Consider the following 18,128-nt stretch of genomic DNA (forward strand, 5'->3'; position numbering starts at 1 on the left):
CGCCGGGTCGAGTTGGTTTCCCGCTACATGAGTACGTCCGTGGTGCGTTCGGTTTCCTGGTGCTTGTCGAGTTTCGCCGGGTCGGCGTTCGTCACCTGGACGAGGCTCGCGCCGGCTGACAGGACCGTGATGAGACCGTCCATCACGCCCGCCGGCCAGGACAAAGTGGACAGTACGCGGGACTTCGGCGTATAGCCCAGTTCCGCCGCGCGACGCGCCGCCGCGGTCAGTACCTCGTCCACAGTGGACCCCGCGTGGCACGGGGTGTCGCCGGGGACCGGGGTCAGTGCCAGGTAGTCGTCGCCGAAGAGGCGGGCGTCGCCAATGTAGTCGAGGGCGCCTGCGGGGACGTTGCCTCGGAGGTCTCGGCCCATCGGGTCCAGTGAGGCCACCGCGGTGACCTCGGCGTCGGGAGCCGAACCGGACGGGGCGACGAAGGCGACCATGGCCGGGCCGGACGTCACGACCTCCGCGCCGCACCACCACGCGCCCAGCAGCACGGCCGCTGTCTGCCAGTGTGCTGGCAGCAGCACGGCGACCCGGTCGCCTGGCGTGACGTCCAGTTCGTCCACCAACCAGTTCGCCGTCTTCGCCGCCCAGTTGCGCATTGTCGCCACGGACAGTTCGACGCGGGTGCCCGCCGCGTCGTCGTAGTGCGTGATCAGTGGTTGGGCCGGCGCGCCCTGCAGCAGCTTTTCCGTGAGGCTCACGCCGCAGACGCTAGTCCACGCACGGGATCGACGGCTGGGCGACGGCCGCTGCCGGGGCCGTGCCGTAGTCACCCGGCGCGCCAAGGCCTACCGGCTGCGGTGTGGTCGTGAGCAGGCTCTTCACGAACGCCTGCACCTTCGGCACGTCCACGATGATGATGCTCTGCTGCCGGTCGTTGCGGGCGCCCACGGCCTCCACCGGGATCGTCACGAACGAGACGTTGCCCGACGCCATCGTCTGCGCCAGGTTGACCAGGTCCAGGAAGTGCAGGCCGGCGTCCATGATGACCGTCTTGGACACCGCATCCTCCAACGCGTTCAGCTTCGCGTTGTTGGTCAGCAGGTCACCGGAGAGCACCTTCTGCATCGCCGACGACAGGAACACCTGCTGTCGAACGATCCGGTCGAGGTCGCCCCGTGGCAGGTTCTTCCGCTGCCGCACGAACGCCACCGCGTCGCCGGCACGCACGATCTGCGGGCCCTTGGGGAACAACGCACCCGAGTCCGGGTCGCTCGTCGCGTGGTTCAGGCACACGTCGACGCCGTCGATGGCCTCCGTCAGCAGGTAGAACCCGTACAGGCTCACCTCGACGTAGTGGTCGACCCGCACGCCGGTCAGCCCCTGCACGGCCTGGATCAGCGACGCCCGGCCGGCGTCGTCGGATTCGCGCTGCACCCTGGCGCGGTCGGGTTCACCGGACATGCGCCGCATCACCGCGTCCTTGGTGATGCCGTACACACCGTTGACCTTCTCCTCGCGGTTGCGCTCCGCCACGAACACCGAGGTGTCCCTCGGGATCGAGATCGCCGACGGTTTGGTGCCGTCGTGCGGGATGCGCAGCAGGATCAGCGTGTCGGTGTTCGTCGTCTCCGTCGCCTCGGTGCGCAGGAGGCGCAGGATCTTCGCGGACAGCGGGCGGCCCTGCATGTCCGTGCGGCTGTCGTTGCCCGCGACGAGGATGTCGTTGGCGCCGTCGTCGTCGGCCGGGGCTTCCGGGGCGTTCGGCACGGTCTGCGCCTCGTCGACCGCGTCCGTGGTGTTCTTGCTCTGGTCCAGCTCGTCGACCCGCAGGTACACGAACGACATGGCGGCGAGTGCCGCCACGGACACCAACCCGGCTACCACCCGCGCGACCACCAACAGCTTGGACGTCCGCCGCCGCCGAACCGGAGCCGGTTCGGTGTCCTCGGCGGCATCGGAGCTCTCGGCGTCGCGGGACGCGCTCGCGGTGTCTTCGGCGTCACTGGGCGTGTCGGCGGGGTCGTCGGCGTCGCGGGATGCGGTGTCTTCGGCGGTGCTGGATGTGCCCGCGGGGTCCTGCGCGGCAACGGATGTGTCCACGGTGTCTTCGGCGGCGGGATCCTCGGTGGCATCACACGTGTCCGCCGCATCCCCGGCCGGCGGCTCCACCGCGTCCGCTGTCGTGTCCTCGCCGTGCTCTTCCGCGCGCTCGTCGGCCACCGGTCACCTCCCCCAGTCGGTCCCCTTGTCCAGGCTAGCTTGTCGCCCCGACAAAGCCGCTCGGATCAGCCCTCTTCAACCCGCTTGGCCGAAGTCCGTTAGTTCACACAGTTCAACCCGCTGGCATTGACTTGTGGCGCGGGCTTGGTCTCCGACGACGGCGGGACGGACGGCGTGCTCGGCTGAGCCCGCAACCCGTTGGTCGCCGAGGACGCAGGCTCGTAGTTCGTGCCCAGCACGACCGTGAGGTGGTTGGCCTCGAGCGAGTTGTTCTCCTCGTAGGTGAACTGCCCACCCAGTTCGCCGCCCAGGTACTCGGCGATGCTGCGTTCCCCGGCCGCGTACTGGATCACCGACGACGACCGCACCTGCTCGTCCCCGATGTCACCGCCCAGGAAACCCTTCTCCACCAACGAGTCCCGCACCTGCGAGGCGAGCCGGCTGGTGTTGGAGCCGTTGAACACGTTGACGGTGATGGTGCCAAGGGCCGGGCGGTCCGCTTCCGTCGTCGGCGCCGAGGTGGCGCTCGTGCCGGGAGCCGCGGAGTCGGACGGGCTGGCCGGCAGGTCGTCCTTGGTCAGTGAGGTCACGAAATCGGCCACCGCGGCCGGGTCGATCCGCAACACGTCGGCGCCGCCGATCCTCGCGTTGCCGAGCGTGGGGATCGTGTAGAAGTCGATGCCGCCCGCGTTCAGGCCGGACATCTGCGACGCGAACGTCGACAGCTGCCAGCCGTCGGACAGGACCACCGACCGCTGCACGGCACTGATCAGCTCACGCACCTTCGACGGGCTGGTGAGCATGTCCGCCGACAGCACCTTGTTGGCCAGCGCGCCGAGGAACACCTGCTGTCGCACGATCCGGTCGAGGTCGCCGTTGGGCAGCCCGTGTCGCTGCCGCACGAACGCGAGCGCCTGCGCGCCGGACACGACCTGCGGTCCGGCGGGGAAGTTGGCGCCGGACAGCTTGTCCTGCGTCGCCGCGTTCAGGCACACCTCGACGCCGCCGATGGCGTTGGTGACGTCGTAGAACGAGAGCAGGTTCACCTCGGCGTAGCGGTCGATGGTGACCGAACCGCCGACCAGGTTCTGGACCGTCTCGATCAGGTTCTTGCGGCCGGCGACCTTCGCCTGCTCGTCGAGGGTCTTCTCGTCCGGCGCGGTGTTCGCCAACTCCTCGCGTGCGTTGTTGTAGGCGTAGGCGAACGCGGAGTTGAGCCGGTGCTTGCCGTAGCCGCCCGCGATCTCCACCCACGAGTCGCGCGGGAAGGAGATCGCGATCGCCCGCGTGCCGTCCACGGGGATGTGGACGAGGATCATCGTGTCGGTGTTGCGCTCGCCGTCGTTCTTGCCCGCGTTCAGCATGGCGAGCACGTCCTTGGGCAGCGGGTTGCCGTAGGCGTCCGTGCGGCTGTCGACGCCCACCAACAGCATGTCGACGGCGCCGTCCAGGGGAATGCGCTGGTCCTTGACGTCCTTGGCGATCACGTCGGTGGTGACGGTCTTCTCGTCGACATCACCGAACGCCCACCAGCCGTAACCCATCGTGCCCAGCACAGCGGCAGACAGCAGTGCGACGAGTGATCTGCTCGTCACCGCTCCTGCCCTGCGCCAACCACGCGCACGTTGTCCCACGTACGCTCCTCCCCACCCCCGGAGAATCCCTGCCAGTAGGATACCTAGGTCACCCTGAGGCCCGGGGTGTTGCTATCAATAAGGACGCAACAGCGGCCGTCCGGGGTTTACCCGCGGTGAGAAATGGGAGCTTTATGCGCGTGCTTGTCACCGGCGGTGCCGGGTTCATTGGATCGCATTACGTCCGCAAGGCACTTGGCGGGGCGTACGCGTCACTCGCCGACGCCGAGATCGTGGTGCTCGACAAGCTGACCTACGCCGGCAACGAAGCCAACCTCGCACCCGTCAAGGACGACCCGCGGTTGCGGTTCGTGCGCGGCGACATCTGCGACCCCGCCGTGGTTTCGCAGGTCATGGCCGGTGTCGACCTGGTCGTGCACTTCGCCGCCGAGTCGCATGTGGACCGTTCGATCCTCGGCGCGGCCGACTTCGTGGTCACGAACGTGCTCGGCACGCAGACGCTGCTGCAGGCCGCGGTCGACGCGGGTGTTTCGAAGTTCGTGCACGTCTCGACCGACGAGGTGTACGGCTCGATCGAGTCCGGCTCGTGGCCGGAGACCCACCCGCTTGAGCCGAACTCACCGTACTCGGCGTCCAAGGCGTCGTCTGACCTTCTGGCCAGGTCGTTCTACCGGACGCACGGCCTGCCGGTGTGCATCACCCGGTGCTCCAACAACTACGGGCCGTACCAGTTCCCGGAGAAGGTCATCCCGCTGTTCGTCACGAACCTGATGGACGGCAGGAAGGTCCCGCTGTACGGCGACGGGTTGAACGTACGTGACTGGCTGCACGTGGACGACCACTGCTGGGGGATCCAGCTGGTCGCCGAGTCCGGCCGGCCCGGCGAGATCTACAACATCGGTGGTGGCACCGAGCTGACCAACCTGGAGCTCACCGAACTCCTGCTCAAGGCGTTCGGCGTCGGCGACGAGATGGTCGAGCCCGTCGAGGACCGCAAGGCCCACGACCGCCGCTACTCGGTGGACATCACGAAGATCACGAACGAGCTCGGCTACCGGCCGCTGATGTCGTTCGACGAGGGCCTGGCCGGCACGATCGAGTGGTACCGCGCGAACCGTGCGTGGTGGGAGCCGCTCAAGGACCGCGCGAAGCTGCGCTGATGCTGTCACTCCTGGTGCCCGGCGGGAACGGCCAGCTCGGACGGGAGCTGGCCGCCCGCGCGTCTGTCGTCCGCGCGCCCGGCTCGGCGGAGCTCGACGTGACGAACGCCGGCGCGGTGATCGAGGCCGTGAAGTCGCTGGCGGAGTCCGCCGCGGGGGACGGCCTGGCGCCCGTCGTCATCAACGCCTCCGCCTACAACGCCGTCGACCAGGCGGAAACCGACACCACCCGCGCCTACGCGGTGAACGCGGACGGCCCCCGCCTCCTGGCGGCGGCGTGCGCGGCGTCGAACGTGCCGCTGGTCCACGTGTCCACGGACTACGTGTTCGCCGGCGACGGCGACCGTCCATACGAGACGGACGACCCGGTGCGGCCGCGAACCGCTTACGGCACAACGAAAGCGGCCGGCGAGGACGCCGTGCTCGGCTCGGGCGCGCGAGCCTGGGTGGTCCGTACCGCCTGGGTGTACGGCGCGTACGGCGGCAACTTCGTGAAGACCATGGCCCGGCTGGCCGCCACCCGCGACACGGTGTCCGTTGTGGACGATCAACGCGGCTGTCCGACATGGACGGGTGACCTCGCGAACGGTTTGCTGGCACTGGCTTCACGGATCGCGTCCGGCTCCGCGCCGACGTCGCGCGTCCTGCACTGCGCGGGGGGCGGCGAGACCACGTGGTTCCGCTTCGCACAGGCCGTCTTCGCCGAACTCGGCCTTGACCCGGAACGCGTGAAGCCGTGCACGACCGAGGAGTTCCCGCGCCCCGCACCGCGTCCGGCCTACTCGGTACTGTCGGACAGCGCGTGGCGCAAGGAAGGCCTACCGCCGATGCGCCCCTGGCGTGAAGCACTGGCCGCGGCCTTCGCCGAACACGGCGAGCACTTCCGGGCCTAGCCGTATAGGAAGATGCCTCGTCCCTGTTCGCAGGCACGGGTCAGCCGGGGATCCATGTAGTACAGCACCTGTCTGGATCCGTTTCGCCTCATGGGTGTCCACCGCGCCAGGAGAGTACTCCGGTCGCGAGCTGGGAAAGGGCGGAACGCTGACGATCGAGGCTTATGCCAAGGGATCGCTGGTGCTGGAACACGTCCGGCGCCAGCGGGGCCAGCAGCACGTCCACGATGGCATCCGGATCATCCACATCGGACAGTAGGGAGCGCACGTGGGCCCGCCAGAACCCGTACGCACCGGTCGCGAAGCGCGACGCGCCGACCTCGGTGCCCAGCACCAGGTGCACGTGCTTGTCCAGCAGCACCAGCATCGCGTCGTAGAAGGCGGTCAGCCGCTCGGCCGGCGGCGCGCCCGGCCCGAGCGGCGGCGGGCCGCCCAGCAACCGCGCCTGCAGCTCCTGCTCGTGCGAGTCCAGCAACGCCACGGCGATCGACGCGCGGTCGGGGAACCGCCGGTACAGCGTGCCCCGTCCGACCCCGGCGGCCTTGGCGATGTCGTCCATCGTCACGTCGTTCGCGCCCCGCGTCGCGAACAGCTGCTCGGCCGCGGCCAGCACCTTCTCCTGGTTCCGGGCAGCGTCCGCTCTCATGCCGCACAGCCTAGGGAATAAGCGGACATCGCGCCCAGTTGTAAGCGGACATGATGTCCAGTTTGCTGCAACTCGACGCCAGTGTCCGTCGGCGCTCCTTCTCCCGGACGCTGTCCGCACATTTCGCTGACCAGTGGAAAGCCGCGCATCCGGGTGGTACGTACCGGTACCGCGACCTCGCCGCCCACCCCGTGCCGCACCTCACCGAGGCGTGGACCGAGATCTGCGACGCCGTGTTGTCGGCCGGTATCACCGACCCCGGCCAGTACCCCTCGGTGGTCGCGACGCCGGCCCAGCAGGCGGCGTGGGCGGTCGTCGAACCGCTGCTGACCGAGCTGGTCGCCGCCGACACCGTGTTGATCGGCACCCCGATGTACAACTTCTCGGTTCCCGCGACGCTCAAGGCGTGGCTGGACCAGGTCACGTTCCCGCGGATGTCGTTGCGTGGCAGGCGGTTCGTGATCGCCGGCGCCAGGGGCGGGACCTACAGGCCGGGCAGCCCTCGGGCGCCGTTCGACCACGAGGAGCGCTACCTGCGTGACTTCCTGGCCGGCCACTTCGACGTCGAGGACGTGGTGTTCGTGCACGTCGAGCTGACGAACGCGCTGGTCGACCCTCGGCTCGCGGACCGCCGCGACGCGCACGAGTCGTCGCTCGCGGCGGCACTGACTCGGATCGAGGAGGTCGTGCGGTGAGCTGGCTCGTGCTGGTGCTCGCCGGGCTGGTGGAGGTCGCGTGGGCGCAGAGCATCAAACCGACGGAGAACTTCACCCGGCCGCTGCCGACCCTGGTGTGCTTCGTGCTGTGCGTGGCGGCCGTCTACCTGCTCTCGCTCGCCATGAACTCACTACCGGTCGGCACGGCGTACGCGGTGTTCACTGGCATCGGCGCGGCGGGGGCGATCGCGTTGGGTGTGGTCATCTACCGGGATCCGCTGACGTTCGGCCGGATCGCGGCCCTCGCGCTCATCGTCGGCGGCGTGGCACTGGCTGGCGAGGGCGACCGCCTAGCGGTCACGGCAATAGCTAGGCCATCGCGCGGCGGTATGCCTCGACGGTCAGCTCGGCCGTGCGCCGCCAGGTGAAGCCCGCCGCGTACGTGCGGCGCGCGGCGAGCGTCGGGGCGTCCGACGTCGCGGCCACGGCGTCGGTCAGGGCGGTGCCCATGGCTTCCACGTCCCCGAACGGCACCAGCGTGGCGTGGCCGCCCGCGACCTCGCGCAGTGCGGGCAGGTCCGAGCAGACCACCGGCACGTCACAGGCCAGTGCCTCGAGCACCGGCAGCCCGAAACCCTCGTCGCGGGACGGGAGCACCAACGCGGACGCGCCGGCCATCACACCCCGCAGGTCCACATCGGACAGATAGCCGATCGGGCGCACCGTGTCGTCAACGGCCGTGTGGCCGGGGCCCGCCAGCACCAGTGGCGGCAGGTCCGGGGTGTTCGCGTGCGCCTTCAGCAGCCAGTCCAGCGCCTTCCTCGGGCCGGCCGCGCCGACGAACAGCAGGTACTCCTTCGGCAGCCCGATCCGCCGCCGCAACGTGTCACTGGGTGGCCGGGCGGTGAACCAGGCCAGGTCGATGCCCAGCGGCGTCACCATGATCTTCTCCGCCGGCTGGCCCAGCCGGTCGATCACCACGTCCGCCACGGCCTGTGTCGGCGTGCACACCATGTCCGCCCGCTCGGCCGAGCGGGCCACCAGTTCGGGTAGCTGCTCGTCCGACGGCGGCAGGTCGCTTGGCGAGTCGAGGAACGCCAGATCGTGGATGGTGAGCACGCCAGCCGCCCGGATCGCGGGTGGGAGCACGAAGTTGGTGCCGTGCACGACATCCGTGAAACCGGCGAACAGCTCGATGGGTGGGAACGGCGCACGCAGCCAACACTGCCGCAGCAGCCGCGCCGACACCGGCATGCCGCGCGACCGCGTGCCGTGCGGCAACACCCGGCGAAGCTTTCGCCAGCCCCGCAGCGTGAACGCCACCGCTCGTGGGTCCACATCGGGCATCGAGGCCAGTTCCTCGGCCAGTGCCGACGTGTACCGGCCGATTCCGGTGCGAGCTCCGAGCAATGGCGTGCCGTCCAGCAGCACTCGTGTACGACTAGCCATCCTGCTGGCCTTTCCTCGCCTGCCAGCGCTCCGCCGCGAGTCTGCGCATTCTTCCCGCGGCGCGTCTGGTCAGCTCAGCCGGACCTCCAGCGTCCATGTAGGACTTCACGAGGTCGATGTCGCGGCGGATCGTGCCGCCGATGCCAAGAGGTGGGTTCCGCACGAGCGGCGCCCTGCCCGGCAGCCGGTCCGCGGCCAGGGACGGGTTGCGGCAGAACGACACCAGCGGCGCGAGCGCGGTCTCCCAGGTGAACCGCTCCCGCACGACCGCGATCCGCTCCTGTGCCGCCGTGGCGAACTCGGTGTCGTACAACACTTTCGCTAGTGCGTCGGCCAGCGCGTCCGGGTCCTCCGGGGGCACGACCACGCCGAGGCCCTCTGCCCTGACCAGATCCGCGAACGAGTCGCCGTCCGTGGTGACGATCGGCAGCCCGGTCCACAGGTAGTCCAGCACGCGGGTGCGGAACGCGAACGTGGTCTCGACGTGCTCGTAGTGCGTGGTCACCCCGCAGTCGGCATCGAGCAGCCAGTTCTGCCGCTCCGCGTACGGCACCCACGTCTCGTTGAAGAACACGTGCTGATTCGTCAGCCCGAGCCGCTCGGACAACGCGCGGGTCTGCGCGCCGATGTCCATCTCGGGCACCTCGGGGTTCGGGTGCTTCATGCCGAGGAACAGCAGGCGCGCGTCGGAATGCTTGCGGGACAGGCGATCCACCGCGTGGACCAGCGTCAGCGGGTCGAACCAGCTGTACACGCCACCGGCCCAGATGATCACCTTGTCCGTGTCGGCGACGAGCCGGCCGCGTATCGGTGACGCGGTTTTCTGCGGTGGCTTGCCCGGCAGGCCGAACGGCGCGACCGCGAGCAGCGACTTGACCGTGGGGTCGCTGTCGTACAGGGAAGGTGTGAGCCGGCCGAGCGCGGTCAGGTGCCCGAGCCAGAAGTGGCGCTGCCGCTCGGACGCGCAGAGGAAGAAGTCACCGCGTTCCAGCTGCGTGTTCAGCACCTTCGTGACGCCGATCAGGTCCAGCTCGCGCTGTTCGTCGGTGTCTTCCCTGCCCTGCTCGAGGAGTTCGAGGTGCATCGGGTCGTACATGTCGCAGACCACGATCTTGGTGGAGGACGCCTTCTTCAGCTCCGGCACCAACTCCAGCGCATGTCCTTGCAGGATCACCACATCCGCCCACGCCACGTGCGGCGACAGCTCACGGTGCCTGGCGCGTGCCACGGCGAACGGCGCCTCCGGCGGTGAGCACAGTGGGTTCACGGTGACCAGTCGGACCTCGTGCTCGGCGGCGAGGACGTCGGCCATGTTCCACGCGCGGATCGCGGGCCCGGCCATCCGCTCGGTCAGTGCGTCACCGGTGAGCACGAGGACCTTCCGCCGCGCGCCGAACGCCTCTTCCAGGCCGAACACGTCGACCAGCACATCGTGTGCGGCCAGATACCTCGGCAACGGGAACGCGGGCTCCATCGCGCGGCGCATCAACGGGATCAGGTCCGCGTCGGAGCGCACACGCGCCTGCTGCTCGGCCTGTCGCGAGGCCGCGAGCGATGGCAGTAGCTCGACGAACTGGTCGATGGCGAGGACACCGGCTAGTGTCGTGCGTGGAATCTCCACTGTGGACCCGGTGTCCGGCTTGCCGATCTCCAGCTGGGTGGGGTCGACGTCGCCGCGTGCGGTGGCTCTGCGGATCGCCAGCGCGAGTGCCGCGGGCAGCGCCTTGGCGAGCGTGGTGTCGGAGACGTTCTTGTACAGGGCGGCCAACGCGTTGCGCTCCAACAGGAACAGCTCGCGTGCGTTGTCCTGTGTGTCCACTTTGGAGATAGAGGCGTGGTGGCGGTGGTAGGTGAGCGAACGCGGCTCGTACCGCACGCGCCAGCCCCGCAGGTTCAGCCGCCAGCCGAAGTCGACGTCCTCATAGAACATGAAGAACCGCTCGTCGAACCCGCCGAGCCGCCGGTACACCTCGGCGCGGACGAACATCGCCGACCCGGTCGCGAAGAGGACGTCCTTGGCCTGGTCATGGCCGCCGTCGTCAACTTCGCCGGCGTGCCGCTTGTAGCCCATGCCGAACCAGGTGAGGCCGGCGTCCACGAAGTCGATCCGCTGACCGTCCCAGTCGAGGACCTTGCTGGCGACGGCCGCGACGGTCGGGTCCTGTTTGAGGACGTCGACGGCGGAGGCGACCCAGTCGCGGTGCGGCCGGGCGTCGTTGTTGAGGAACGCGAGCACGGTGCCGGTCGCGTGCTGCGCCCCCAGGTTGCATCCGCCGGCGAAGCCCAGGTTGGCGGGCGCCTCGACGAGGGTCGTGTCCGGTACCTCTCTGATCCGCTCCGCGCTGCCGTCGCCCGACGCGTTGTCCACGCAGACCACCTGCAGCCGCTCGGCCGGGTAGTCCAGCCCGTCACGCAGCGCGCGCAGGCAGGCGATCGTGTCATCGGCGCCGCGGTAGTTCACCACGATGACCGAGACGACAGGCAGAAGTGCCGGATCGGGCACGCGTGCTCCTCAGGGTCGGGCGGTTGCTCAAAGACTGCACCATCACACCACGTGACAGGCGGTCAACTGGACGAGTTCACTGATCTTGCTCGACGCCACACCACCGAACGGGGGACGTTGGCGAGCCGGGTGACGGTTCTCCGCTCTCGCAGGAGCGAACGCAGCGTGACGAGCACCTCACACAACACGCGCAGCCGAAGCCCAACCCGGAAGTTCCAGGGGACGGCCTCCGGCCCCCGGTTCCACGTTACCCGCGACCACCGACGTTTTTGGCCGGCCAGCATTGGGTTGTCCACAGACTGCGTCGCTTCGCTGTCGCCTGCCGGTCGGAGGCGTCCCAGCGTTCTGCGCAGTGGCAGCAACGCTGTGATCGCCGCGAACCTCGCTGCCTCTCGGGTCGCGACCGTGGCTGGGGCGCAGCGGATCAGCATGGCCAGTCGGTTCCGTTCGTTCCACAGGTGGAACTGCCGCGAACCGGGGCGCGAGCTGGCGCCGTGCCGGTGCGTGACGACCGCGTCGGGCACCGACACGATCGTGTGGCCTGCCAGTCGGAGGCGCCACGCGGTGTCAGTGTCCTCGTAGTAACAGAAGAAGCGGGCCGGGACGCCGCCCGCCTCCCGCAGTGCCGCCGTCCGCAGGAGGGCCGCGCCGCCGCAGAAACCGAACGGCGGTAGGTCTGGCGAGACCAGGTCCACGCCGTGGCCGTCGGCGGTGAGGCCGACGCCGACGGAGATCACCGCGCCGTCCGTGCCGATCATGCGTGAGGTGGCCGCGGCCGCGTCTTTTCGCTGGTCGAGGGCGTCCTCCAGCCGTGCCAGCCAGTCCGGCGCCGGCTCGGCGTCGTCGTTCAGCCAGGCTGTGAACTCGGTGTCGACCGTGACCGCGGCGAGTGCGCCCGCGTATCCGGCGTTGGCCGGCAGCCGCAGGACCGGCGGCGCCGACGGGTGCCGTGCGAGTACCTCGGCGGTGCCGTCGTCGGAGGCGTTGTCGACGACCAGCAGCCGGTGCGGGCGGGTCTGTGCGGCGACCGCGTCGAGACACGCGCTGACGTGCCCTTTACCCCTCCAGGTGACGACCACGATCGTGCTGCGTGTCAACGGGCCGGTCACGGTGCGAAACCGTACCCTGAGGCCGTGCCTGAGCTCGTCGTGCTCACCGAGCAGCTCCTCGCGCCCGTCCCGGGTGGGACCGGGCGCTACACGCGCGAGCTGCTCGCCGCGATGGTCGCGTACGCGCCGCCCGGCTGGACCGTCGCCGGGGTGACCGCCACCCACCGCGACCTGCGGCCCGCGGTGGTGCCGAACGTCGCGGGCCCCCGCGCGCTGCCCCTGCCCCGCCGCGGGCTCACCGCGCTCTGGGAGCGCGGCGTGCACTTCTGGCCCGGCGGCGACGCCGTGCACGCGCCGACCCCGCTGGCCCCGCCGGCGCGCAAGCGCGGCCGCAGCCTCGTGGTGACCGTGCACGACACGGTGCCGTTCACGCATCCGGAAACCCTGACCCGGCGCGGCGCGTCCTGGCACCAGTCCGCGATCCGGCGCGCCGCCGAGCGGGCCAACGCGATCGTCGTGCCGACCGCCGCCGTCGCCGAGGAACTCGCCAGGTACGCGTCCGGCCCGGCGACCGTCGCGGTCGTCCCGCACGGCGTGCCCGAGGTGTTCTGCAAACCCATGGACCCCAACGAGGCCGCGCTGCGGGCCGGCCGGTTGCGCCTGCCGGAGACCTACGTGCTCGCGGTCGGCACACTCGAACCGCGCAAGGGCCTCGACCTCCTGGTGCAGGCCATGGCCCAACAGCACGCTCCGGAGCTGCCGCTCGTGGTGGTCGGCCCGCGCGGATGGGGGCAGGTCGACCTGTTCGAGCTGGCCGCCGAGTACAACTTCCCGGCCAAACGCCTGCACGTGCTCGGCCGCATCGACGACGAGGACCTGTCCGCGGTGCTGCGCCGCGCCTCCGTGCTCGCGGTGCCGAGCCGGGCCGAGGGGTTCGGGTTGCCGGTGCTGGAGGCCATGGCCGTCGGCACGCCGGTCGTGCACACGGACGTGCCGGCGCTCGTCGAGGTGGCCGGCGGCACGGGACTGATCGTGCCGCGGGGCGACGCGGACGCTCTCGCCAACGCGTTGCGGAACGTCGTGAGCGAGACGGTGGCGACGGCCGAGCGCGTCGCACAGGGTCAGCTGCGGGCCGCGGCGTTCACGTGGGAGCACGCGGCGACCGAGCTCTGGCGGCTGCACGTGCGGTTTTTCGACCGGGCCAACGCGCGTTGAACAACAGGTCGGTGGGTTTTTCACCCAGTCGTGATTGCGCCATGTAGGGAAGTCGTAGTCTGCTACTCGTGGAGGATCCCCGCGTACTGATCGACGCTACCGCCGTGCCCGCGGACCGTGGCGGCGTCGGGCGATACGTGGATTCACTCGTGTATGCGCTGGACTCCGACGGCGCCCGCGCCACCGTCGTGTGCCAACCCCGTGACGTGGACCTTTACGGCCGCCTGGCGCCGAGCTCGCGGATCGTGCCGACCTCGGACTCGAACGCGACCCGCACCGCACGGTTGACCTGGGAGCAGACCACGCTGCCGAGGCTGGTCCGTCGCCTCGGCATCGACGTGCTGCACTCACCGCACTACACGACCCCGCTGGCGAACCCGGCGGCCTCGGTGGTGACGCTGCACGACGCGACCTTCTTCACCGACGCGTCCCTGCACCACTCGATCAAGGCGCGCTTCTTCCGCGCGTGGACCAAGGCAGCGCTCGTCCGCGCGTCGTTGTGCGTGGTGCCGTCCGCCGCGACGGCCACCGAGCTGACCCGGGTGGCGGGCGCCGACCCGGCCCGCCTGGAGATCATCCAACACGGCGTGGACAACGACCGCTTCCACGTGCCGACGCACGAGGAGGTGTCGGCGGCACGCCGGATGGTCGGCCTTGGCCCGGACACCCCGTACGTCGCGTTCCTCGGTGCCCTGGAGCCACGCAAGAACGTGCCGGCGCTGATCAGGGGTTTCGCGGCGGCCTGCCGTGGTCGCGCCAACCCGCCGGCACTGGTGTTGGCCGGCCAGCCCGGCTGGGACCGCCAGGTGGAGCGCGCACTCGACGACGTGCCGCACCGCCTGCGGGTCATCCGCGCCGGATATCTCCCGTTCGACAACCTGGCCGGCTTCCTCGGCGGGGCGATGCTGGTGGCGTACCCGTCGCTGGGCGAGGGCTTCGGCCTGCCGGTGCTGGAAGCCATGGCGTGCGGCGCGTGCGTGCTCACCACCCGCAGGCTCGCCCTGCCGGAGGTGGGCGGCGATGCGGTGGCGTACTGCGGCGTCGGCGCCGGTGACATCGCCGCGGCGCTGGCAGAACTGATGGACGACCCGGCTCTGCGGTCCAGTCTGGCGACCGCGGCACAGCGGCGCGCCAAGGAGTTCTCGTGGCTGACGAGCGCCGAGGCACACCGCCTGTCATACGACAAGGCATACCGGGCGCACCGCCGGCGGCGTTGACGGGCAGAATGCGTGAGCGTGTCCTCCGAATACGGCCAGGAACTGGCAGTCGTCATCGTGACCTACTCGCCGGGCGAGACACTGGAACGCTGCCTTGACACGCTGGAGAAGGCCACCACCAGGCCATACCGCGTCGTGCTCGCGGACAACGGGTCGGTGGACGGCGCACCGGAGAAGGCGGCCGAACGCCCGAACGTGACCCTGCTGCGGACCGGCGGCAACCTGGGCTACGGCACCGCGGCCAACCGGGGCGTCGCCGAGCTGGGCCCCGAGTACGGCTGGATCGTGGTGGCCAACCCGGATCTGGAGTGGGCTCCCGGCTCGCTCGACACGATGCTCGAGGCCGGCACGCGCTGGCCACGGGGTGGCTCCTTCGGCCCGCTGATCAGGGAACCGTCGGGCGACGTGTACCCGTCGGCGCGGCTGACCCCGTCCCTGGGCAAGGGGATCGGCCACGCGGTCGTCGGCCGGGTGTGGCGGGACAACCCGTGGACGAAGGCGTACAAGCAGTCGGAGACGTCGGTGGAGGAACGCGAGGCCGGCTGGCTGTCGGGCTCGTGCCTGGTGATGCGGCGCGCGGCGTTCGACTCCGTGGACGGCTTCGACCCGAGGTACTTCATGTACTTCGAGGACGTCGACCTTGGCGACCGGCTGACCAAGGCCGGATGGCAGAACGTGTACGTGCCCGCCGCGGAGGTCGTGCACATCCAGGGGCACTCGACGGCTCGTTCGTCCGACAGGATGCTGGCCGTGCACCACGAGAGTGCCTACCGGTACATCTCGGACCGCCACCAGGGACTGAAGTGGGCTCCGGTACGCGCTGGCATCAAGGCTGGTCTTGCGCTGCGCCTGAAGGCGGAAACCCGAAAGAAGCCATGAAAGCCGGGGTCACGGTCAGCAGAAGTCCGCAGTAATACGGGCTAATACCGCGCCCCGGCACACCGGGAAAAGCCGTCAACCATCGAGACGCTGGGAAAGCGACCCCGTGGGCGGCGGCTGCTTCACCGTGGGCACCAAACCGTCGACTTCCTGGGGCTCGGCCGCGGCTCGTGCCGCCGCCTGCGCCGCCAGCATGTTCTGGTGCTGCTCCAACCGCCGCTGCCGGGAGCGGGGCCCGGGATGCGGCGAAGGAACCACGTCCGTCAACGCCTCCTGGGCGATTGCGGGCAGTTCCTCCTGTTTGGGCGGTCCGGCGGGCACCGGAGGACGGGGTCCTGGCGGTGCCTGTCCTGCGGGGGCGGCCGGTGGAGCCTGGGCGGTAGGTCCTGCGGAGACAGCGGGCACAACCATCGTTGTCTCCGAGTCCCGCTCGTCCGCCGCGGCTACCACCGCGCGTGGGATCTGCAGCGTGTTCGCCGCGTCCATCGGCGATACGGCGCTCTCCGGGGTTACCACGAAGGCGCCTCGCGCACGGGCCCGCGCCAGGATGGCGTCGGCCCGCTCACGGGGGTCCATGCGTCGACCTCTCCCTGTCGCGTCGTCGATGTGTGGGCTCTAGGGTATTCCTTTCTGCCCGCCACGTCAGCGAAGAACCGGGAAATCACATCACACGCAGGAAAGATCAAACTGTCCTGTGATCGGCTGGACTTACTGGGTCTCCAGCTCGGCCTGGATGCGAGTGCTCGAGTCCGCCTTGTCCGTGCCGCCGATTCCGTAGTGGATCGAGATGTCGTTCCGGTTGGCGGCCGCCAGCTCCTCGGTCGGCAGGTTGTCGGCGTCGGGGCTGCGGTCGCCGCCGTTGCAGAACTCCAGGACCGTGTCCGGGTAGTTCGCCCTGATCAGGTCGAACGTGCCGTCGATGCCCGGACCCTGCTCCACCGCGACGTACACGTCGTCGACCACCCGCAGGGCGCGGACGATCCTCGCCCGGACGTCCTGCACCTGGATGACCCGGCCCTTTTTCAGGGTCTGCTGGACATCGTTGTTGACGATCACGATCAGGTAGCCGGACCGCTCGGCCGCCGCCTCGAACAGGTCCAGGTGACCGTGGTGCAGCGGGTTGAAGTACCCGCTCACGATCGAGGCCTTGGCCGGTCGTTGGGGGGTGGTCATGCGGTGTCCTCCGGAGGGCCGGTTGGTGCTGACGAGTCAAGCAGCATAACCGGGTAGCGTCATCACCCGTGCGGGCATCTCTCGAGCGCGGCTGGCAACCGGGGTTCGCACTGGACCTGCGTTCGTTGCTCGCGCCGTTGCGCCGCGGCTTCTCCGACCCCACCTTCCAGACCACGGAAACCGGCCTGACCTGGCTCGTCGCCAACACCGACGCCGGGGTCGGCACACTGGCCCTGCACGTCGCGAACGGCGAGGTCCGAGCCAACGCCTGGGGCGACGGCGCACAGCCGATGCTCGACGGCCTCCCGAACCTCCTCGGCGCACAGGACGACGACTCCGGCTTCGAGGCCCACCACGACATCATCGCCGACCTACGCCGCCGCATGCCGACCCTCCGGCTGGGCGCGACCGGGCGCGTGTGGGACCACCTCGTCGCCTCGGTGCTGGAACAGAAGGTCACGGGCTACGAGGCGCACCGCTCATGGCGTGAGCTGTGCCGCCGCTTCGGCACCCGCGCACCCGGCCCCACGCCCGACGGCATGTACGCCCCGCCGACGCCAAGAGCCGTGCTGGGCATCCGAGACTGGGAATGGCACAAGGCAGGTGTCGACCTGACACGCCGCAAGGCCATCGTCGCCGCCGCGCAGATCGCGCACCGACTGGAGAAGGCCGTGGAACTGAAGGGCCGCCCAGGTCGTGACCTGCTGCGCAAGGTGCCAGGCATCGGCTTCTGGACCGCGGCGGAGATCGCACAACGCGCATGGGGCGACCCGGACGCGGTCAGCGTCGGCGACTACCACATCCCCGCACTCGTCGGCTACGCGCTACTGGGCCGCAAGATCGACGACCAGGGCATGCTCGAGGTCCTCGCCCCCTACGCCCCCCAACGCCACCGCGTGGTCCGCTACATCGAGGCCGGCGGCCCCGGCAAACCCCGCTACGGCCCCCGCTACGCGGCCCGCGACTACCGTGACCTGTGACAACACAATCCATCCACAGCCCACCGAGTTGTCCACAGGCAAGATCGACATCGCGGTGACCGTCACCCCGTACCGGTAGACTGGCACGGCGGGACGCCCCCGGGATCGGGTGGGGGTTGGATTAGTACTAGGTGGCGTCGCGGCAAAGTCGCGCTTGCGTTGAGCGAACGGCGTGCTCAAGGGATGAGCCGTTCGGCGAAGAGCTTTTGGGTGCTGGGCTCGGATCTGTCGAGTGCGGTGGATTGGCGGTTCTGCGGCCAGGCGGCGGGCAAAGCGCTTGGCCTGCTGCTTCGCCCAAACTCCTTGCCTTCAGCGCCGCGAACGCCGCGTTCGGGACGAACGGTGCGTGGGTGTCCTGAAGCTGCCCTTGAGGGCGCTGAACGTCCCGAAGGGCACCTTCGGGACATGCGGGCCGCGCCCGGCGCTGCCCCGAACGACGCGCTCGGGTCATTGAACGTCCCGATCGCGTCTTTCGTGACACGGCGACGGTCCCCGTACGCACCGCACCGCGCCCTGTGCTTGTGCGTCAACGCCGTGCGTC

The 18,128-nt window shown here is 69.7% G+C and carries 17 protein-coding genes; 8 read left to right on the top strand and 9 right to left on the bottom strand.

Annotation, left to right across the window (positions count from 1 at the left end; all coding sequences use genetic code 11):
- Nucleotides 1–23: 23 nt before the first annotated feature.
- From VF106_RS05860 to VF106_RS05870, 3 genes are all read right to left on the bottom strand, one after another.
- On the bottom strand, nucleotides 24–710 hold the full coding sequence (locus VF106_RS05860) for a TIGR03089 family protein (RefSeq protein ID WP_330838527.1): 687 nt from the start codon (nucleotides 708–710) through the stop codon (nucleotides 24–26).
- Nucleotides 711–720: 10 nt separating this feature from the next.
- Complete coding sequence (locus VF106_RS05865) at nucleotides 721–2,172, bottom strand: LCP family glycopolymer transferase (RefSeq protein ID WP_330838528.1); 1,452 nt, start codon at nucleotides 2,170–2,172, stop codon at nucleotides 721–723.
- A gap of 98 nt (nucleotides 2,173–2,270) precedes the next feature.
- Entirely contained in the window at nucleotides 2,271–3,767 is a 1,497-nt protein-coding gene (locus tag VF106_RS05870) for an LCP family protein (RefSeq protein ID WP_330838529.1), read from the bottom strand.
- 173 nt (nucleotides 3,768–3,940) lie between these two features.
- Here VF106_RS05870 and rfbB point away from each other — a divergent pair, with 173 nt between their 5' ends.
- Nucleotides 3,941–4,927: a dTDP-glucose 4,6-dehydratase gene (gene rfbB, locus VF106_RS05875; RefSeq protein ID WP_330838530.1), complete on the top strand. Its 987-nt coding sequence runs from the start codon at nucleotides 3,941–3,943 to the stop codon at nucleotides 4,925–4,927.
- Nucleotides 4,927–5,820, top strand: a complete 894-nt coding sequence (gene rfbD, locus VF106_RS05880; RefSeq protein ID WP_330838531.1) for a dTDP-4-dehydrorhamnose reductase — start codon at nucleotides 4,927–4,929, stop codon at nucleotides 5,818–5,820. Before rfbB ends, rfbD begins: the two co-directional genes overlap by 1 nt.
- Before the next feature lie 88 nt (nucleotides 5,821–5,908).
- Here the strand turns inward: rfbD and VF106_RS05885 are convergent, their stop codons facing one another.
- Nucleotides 5,909–6,466 (bottom strand): TetR/AcrR family transcriptional regulator, encoded by a 558-nt coding sequence (locus VF106_RS05885; RefSeq protein ID WP_330838532.1) that lies wholly within the window; start codon nucleotides 6,464–6,466, stop codon nucleotides 5,909–5,911.
- Nucleotides 6,467–6,519: 53 nt separating this feature from the next.
- Between VF106_RS05885 and VF106_RS05890 the strand changes: the two genes are divergently transcribed.
- Nucleotides 6,520–7,161, top strand: a complete 642-nt coding sequence (locus VF106_RS05890; RefSeq protein WP_330838533.1) for an FMN-dependent NADH-azoreductase — start codon at nucleotides 6,520–6,522, stop codon at nucleotides 7,159–7,161.
- Nucleotides 7,158–7,550, top strand: coding sequence for a DMT family transporter (locus VF106_RS05895; RefSeq protein WP_330838534.1), 393 nt, complete (start codon nucleotides 7,158–7,160; stop codon nucleotides 7,548–7,550). The genes VF106_RS05890 and VF106_RS05895 overlap by 4 nt, the downstream gene beginning before the upstream one ends.
- Here VF106_RS05895 and VF106_RS05900 read toward each other — a convergent pair.
- The 3 genes from VF106_RS05900 to VF106_RS05910 form a co-directional block, all read right to left on the bottom strand.
- Complete coding sequence (locus VF106_RS05900; protein ID WP_330838535.1) at nucleotides 7,492–8,571, bottom strand: glycosyltransferase family 4 protein; 1,080 nt, start codon at nucleotides 8,569–8,571, stop codon at nucleotides 7,492–7,494. The genes VF106_RS05895 and VF106_RS05900 overlap by 59 nt on opposite strands.
- On the bottom strand, nucleotides 8,564–11,074 hold the full coding sequence (locus VF106_RS05905) for a glycosyltransferase (RefSeq protein WP_330838536.1): 2,511 nt from the start codon (nucleotides 11,072–11,074) through the stop codon (nucleotides 8,564–8,566). Before VF106_RS05905 ends, VF106_RS05900 begins: the two co-directional genes overlap by 8 nt.
- Nucleotides 11,075–11,136: 62 nt before the next feature.
- Nucleotides 11,137–12,183: a glycosyltransferase family 2 protein gene (locus tag VF106_RS05910; RefSeq protein ID WP_330838537.1), complete on the bottom strand. Its 1,047-nt coding sequence runs from the start codon at nucleotides 12,181–12,183 to the stop codon at nucleotides 11,137–11,139.
- Nucleotides 12,184–12,207: 24 nt separating this feature from the next.
- On the opposite strand from VF106_RS05910, the gene VF106_RS05915 reads away from it, so the two are divergent.
- From VF106_RS05915 to VF106_RS05925, 3 genes are all read left to right on the top strand, one after another.
- Nucleotides 12,208–13,338, top strand: a complete 1,131-nt coding sequence (locus VF106_RS05915) for a glycosyltransferase family 4 protein (RefSeq protein ID WP_330838538.1) — start codon at nucleotides 12,208–12,210, stop codon at nucleotides 13,336–13,338.
- Between the two features lie 68 nt (nucleotides 13,339–13,406).
- Nucleotides 13,407–14,555: a glycosyltransferase family 4 protein gene (locus VF106_RS05920; RefSeq protein ID WP_330838539.1), complete on the top strand. Its 1,149-nt coding sequence runs from the start codon at nucleotides 13,407–13,409 to the stop codon at nucleotides 14,553–14,555.
- A 12-nt stretch (nucleotides 14,556–14,567) separates the two neighbouring features.
- Nucleotides 14,568–15,434, top strand: a complete 867-nt coding sequence (locus tag VF106_RS05925) for a glycosyltransferase family 2 protein (RefSeq protein ID WP_330838540.1) — start codon at nucleotides 14,568–14,570, stop codon at nucleotides 15,432–15,434.
- Nucleotides 15,435–15,509: 75 nt separating this feature from the next.
- Here VF106_RS05925 and VF106_RS05930 read toward each other — a convergent pair whose 3' ends face one another.
- Together VF106_RS05930 and VF106_RS05935 are read right to left on the bottom strand one after the other, a co-directional pair.
- On the bottom strand, nucleotides 15,510–16,010 hold the full coding sequence (locus VF106_RS05930; RefSeq protein WP_330838541.1) for a hypothetical protein: 501 nt from the start codon (nucleotides 16,008–16,010) through the stop codon (nucleotides 15,510–15,512).
- A 132-nt stretch (nucleotides 16,011–16,142) separates the two neighbouring features.
- Complete coding sequence (locus VF106_RS05935; RefSeq protein ID WP_330838542.1) at nucleotides 16,143–16,607, bottom strand: adenylyltransferase/cytidyltransferase family protein; 465 nt, start codon at nucleotides 16,605–16,607, stop codon at nucleotides 16,143–16,145.
- Nucleotides 16,608–16,675: 68 nt separating this feature from the next.
- Here VF106_RS05935 and VF106_RS05940 point away from each other — a divergent pair, with 68 nt between their 5' ends.
- On the top strand, nucleotides 16,676–17,587 hold the full coding sequence (locus VF106_RS05940) for a DNA-3-methyladenine glycosylase family protein (RefSeq protein WP_330838543.1): 912 nt from the start codon (nucleotides 16,676–16,678) through the stop codon (nucleotides 17,585–17,587).
- The last annotated feature ends 541 nt before the right edge of the window (nucleotides 17,588–18,128 follow it).

Source organism: Actinophytocola sp. (assembly GCF_036378875.1).
Taxonomy (GTDB): Bacteria; Actinomycetota; Actinomycetes; order Mycobacteriales; family Pseudonocardiaceae; genus Actinophytocola.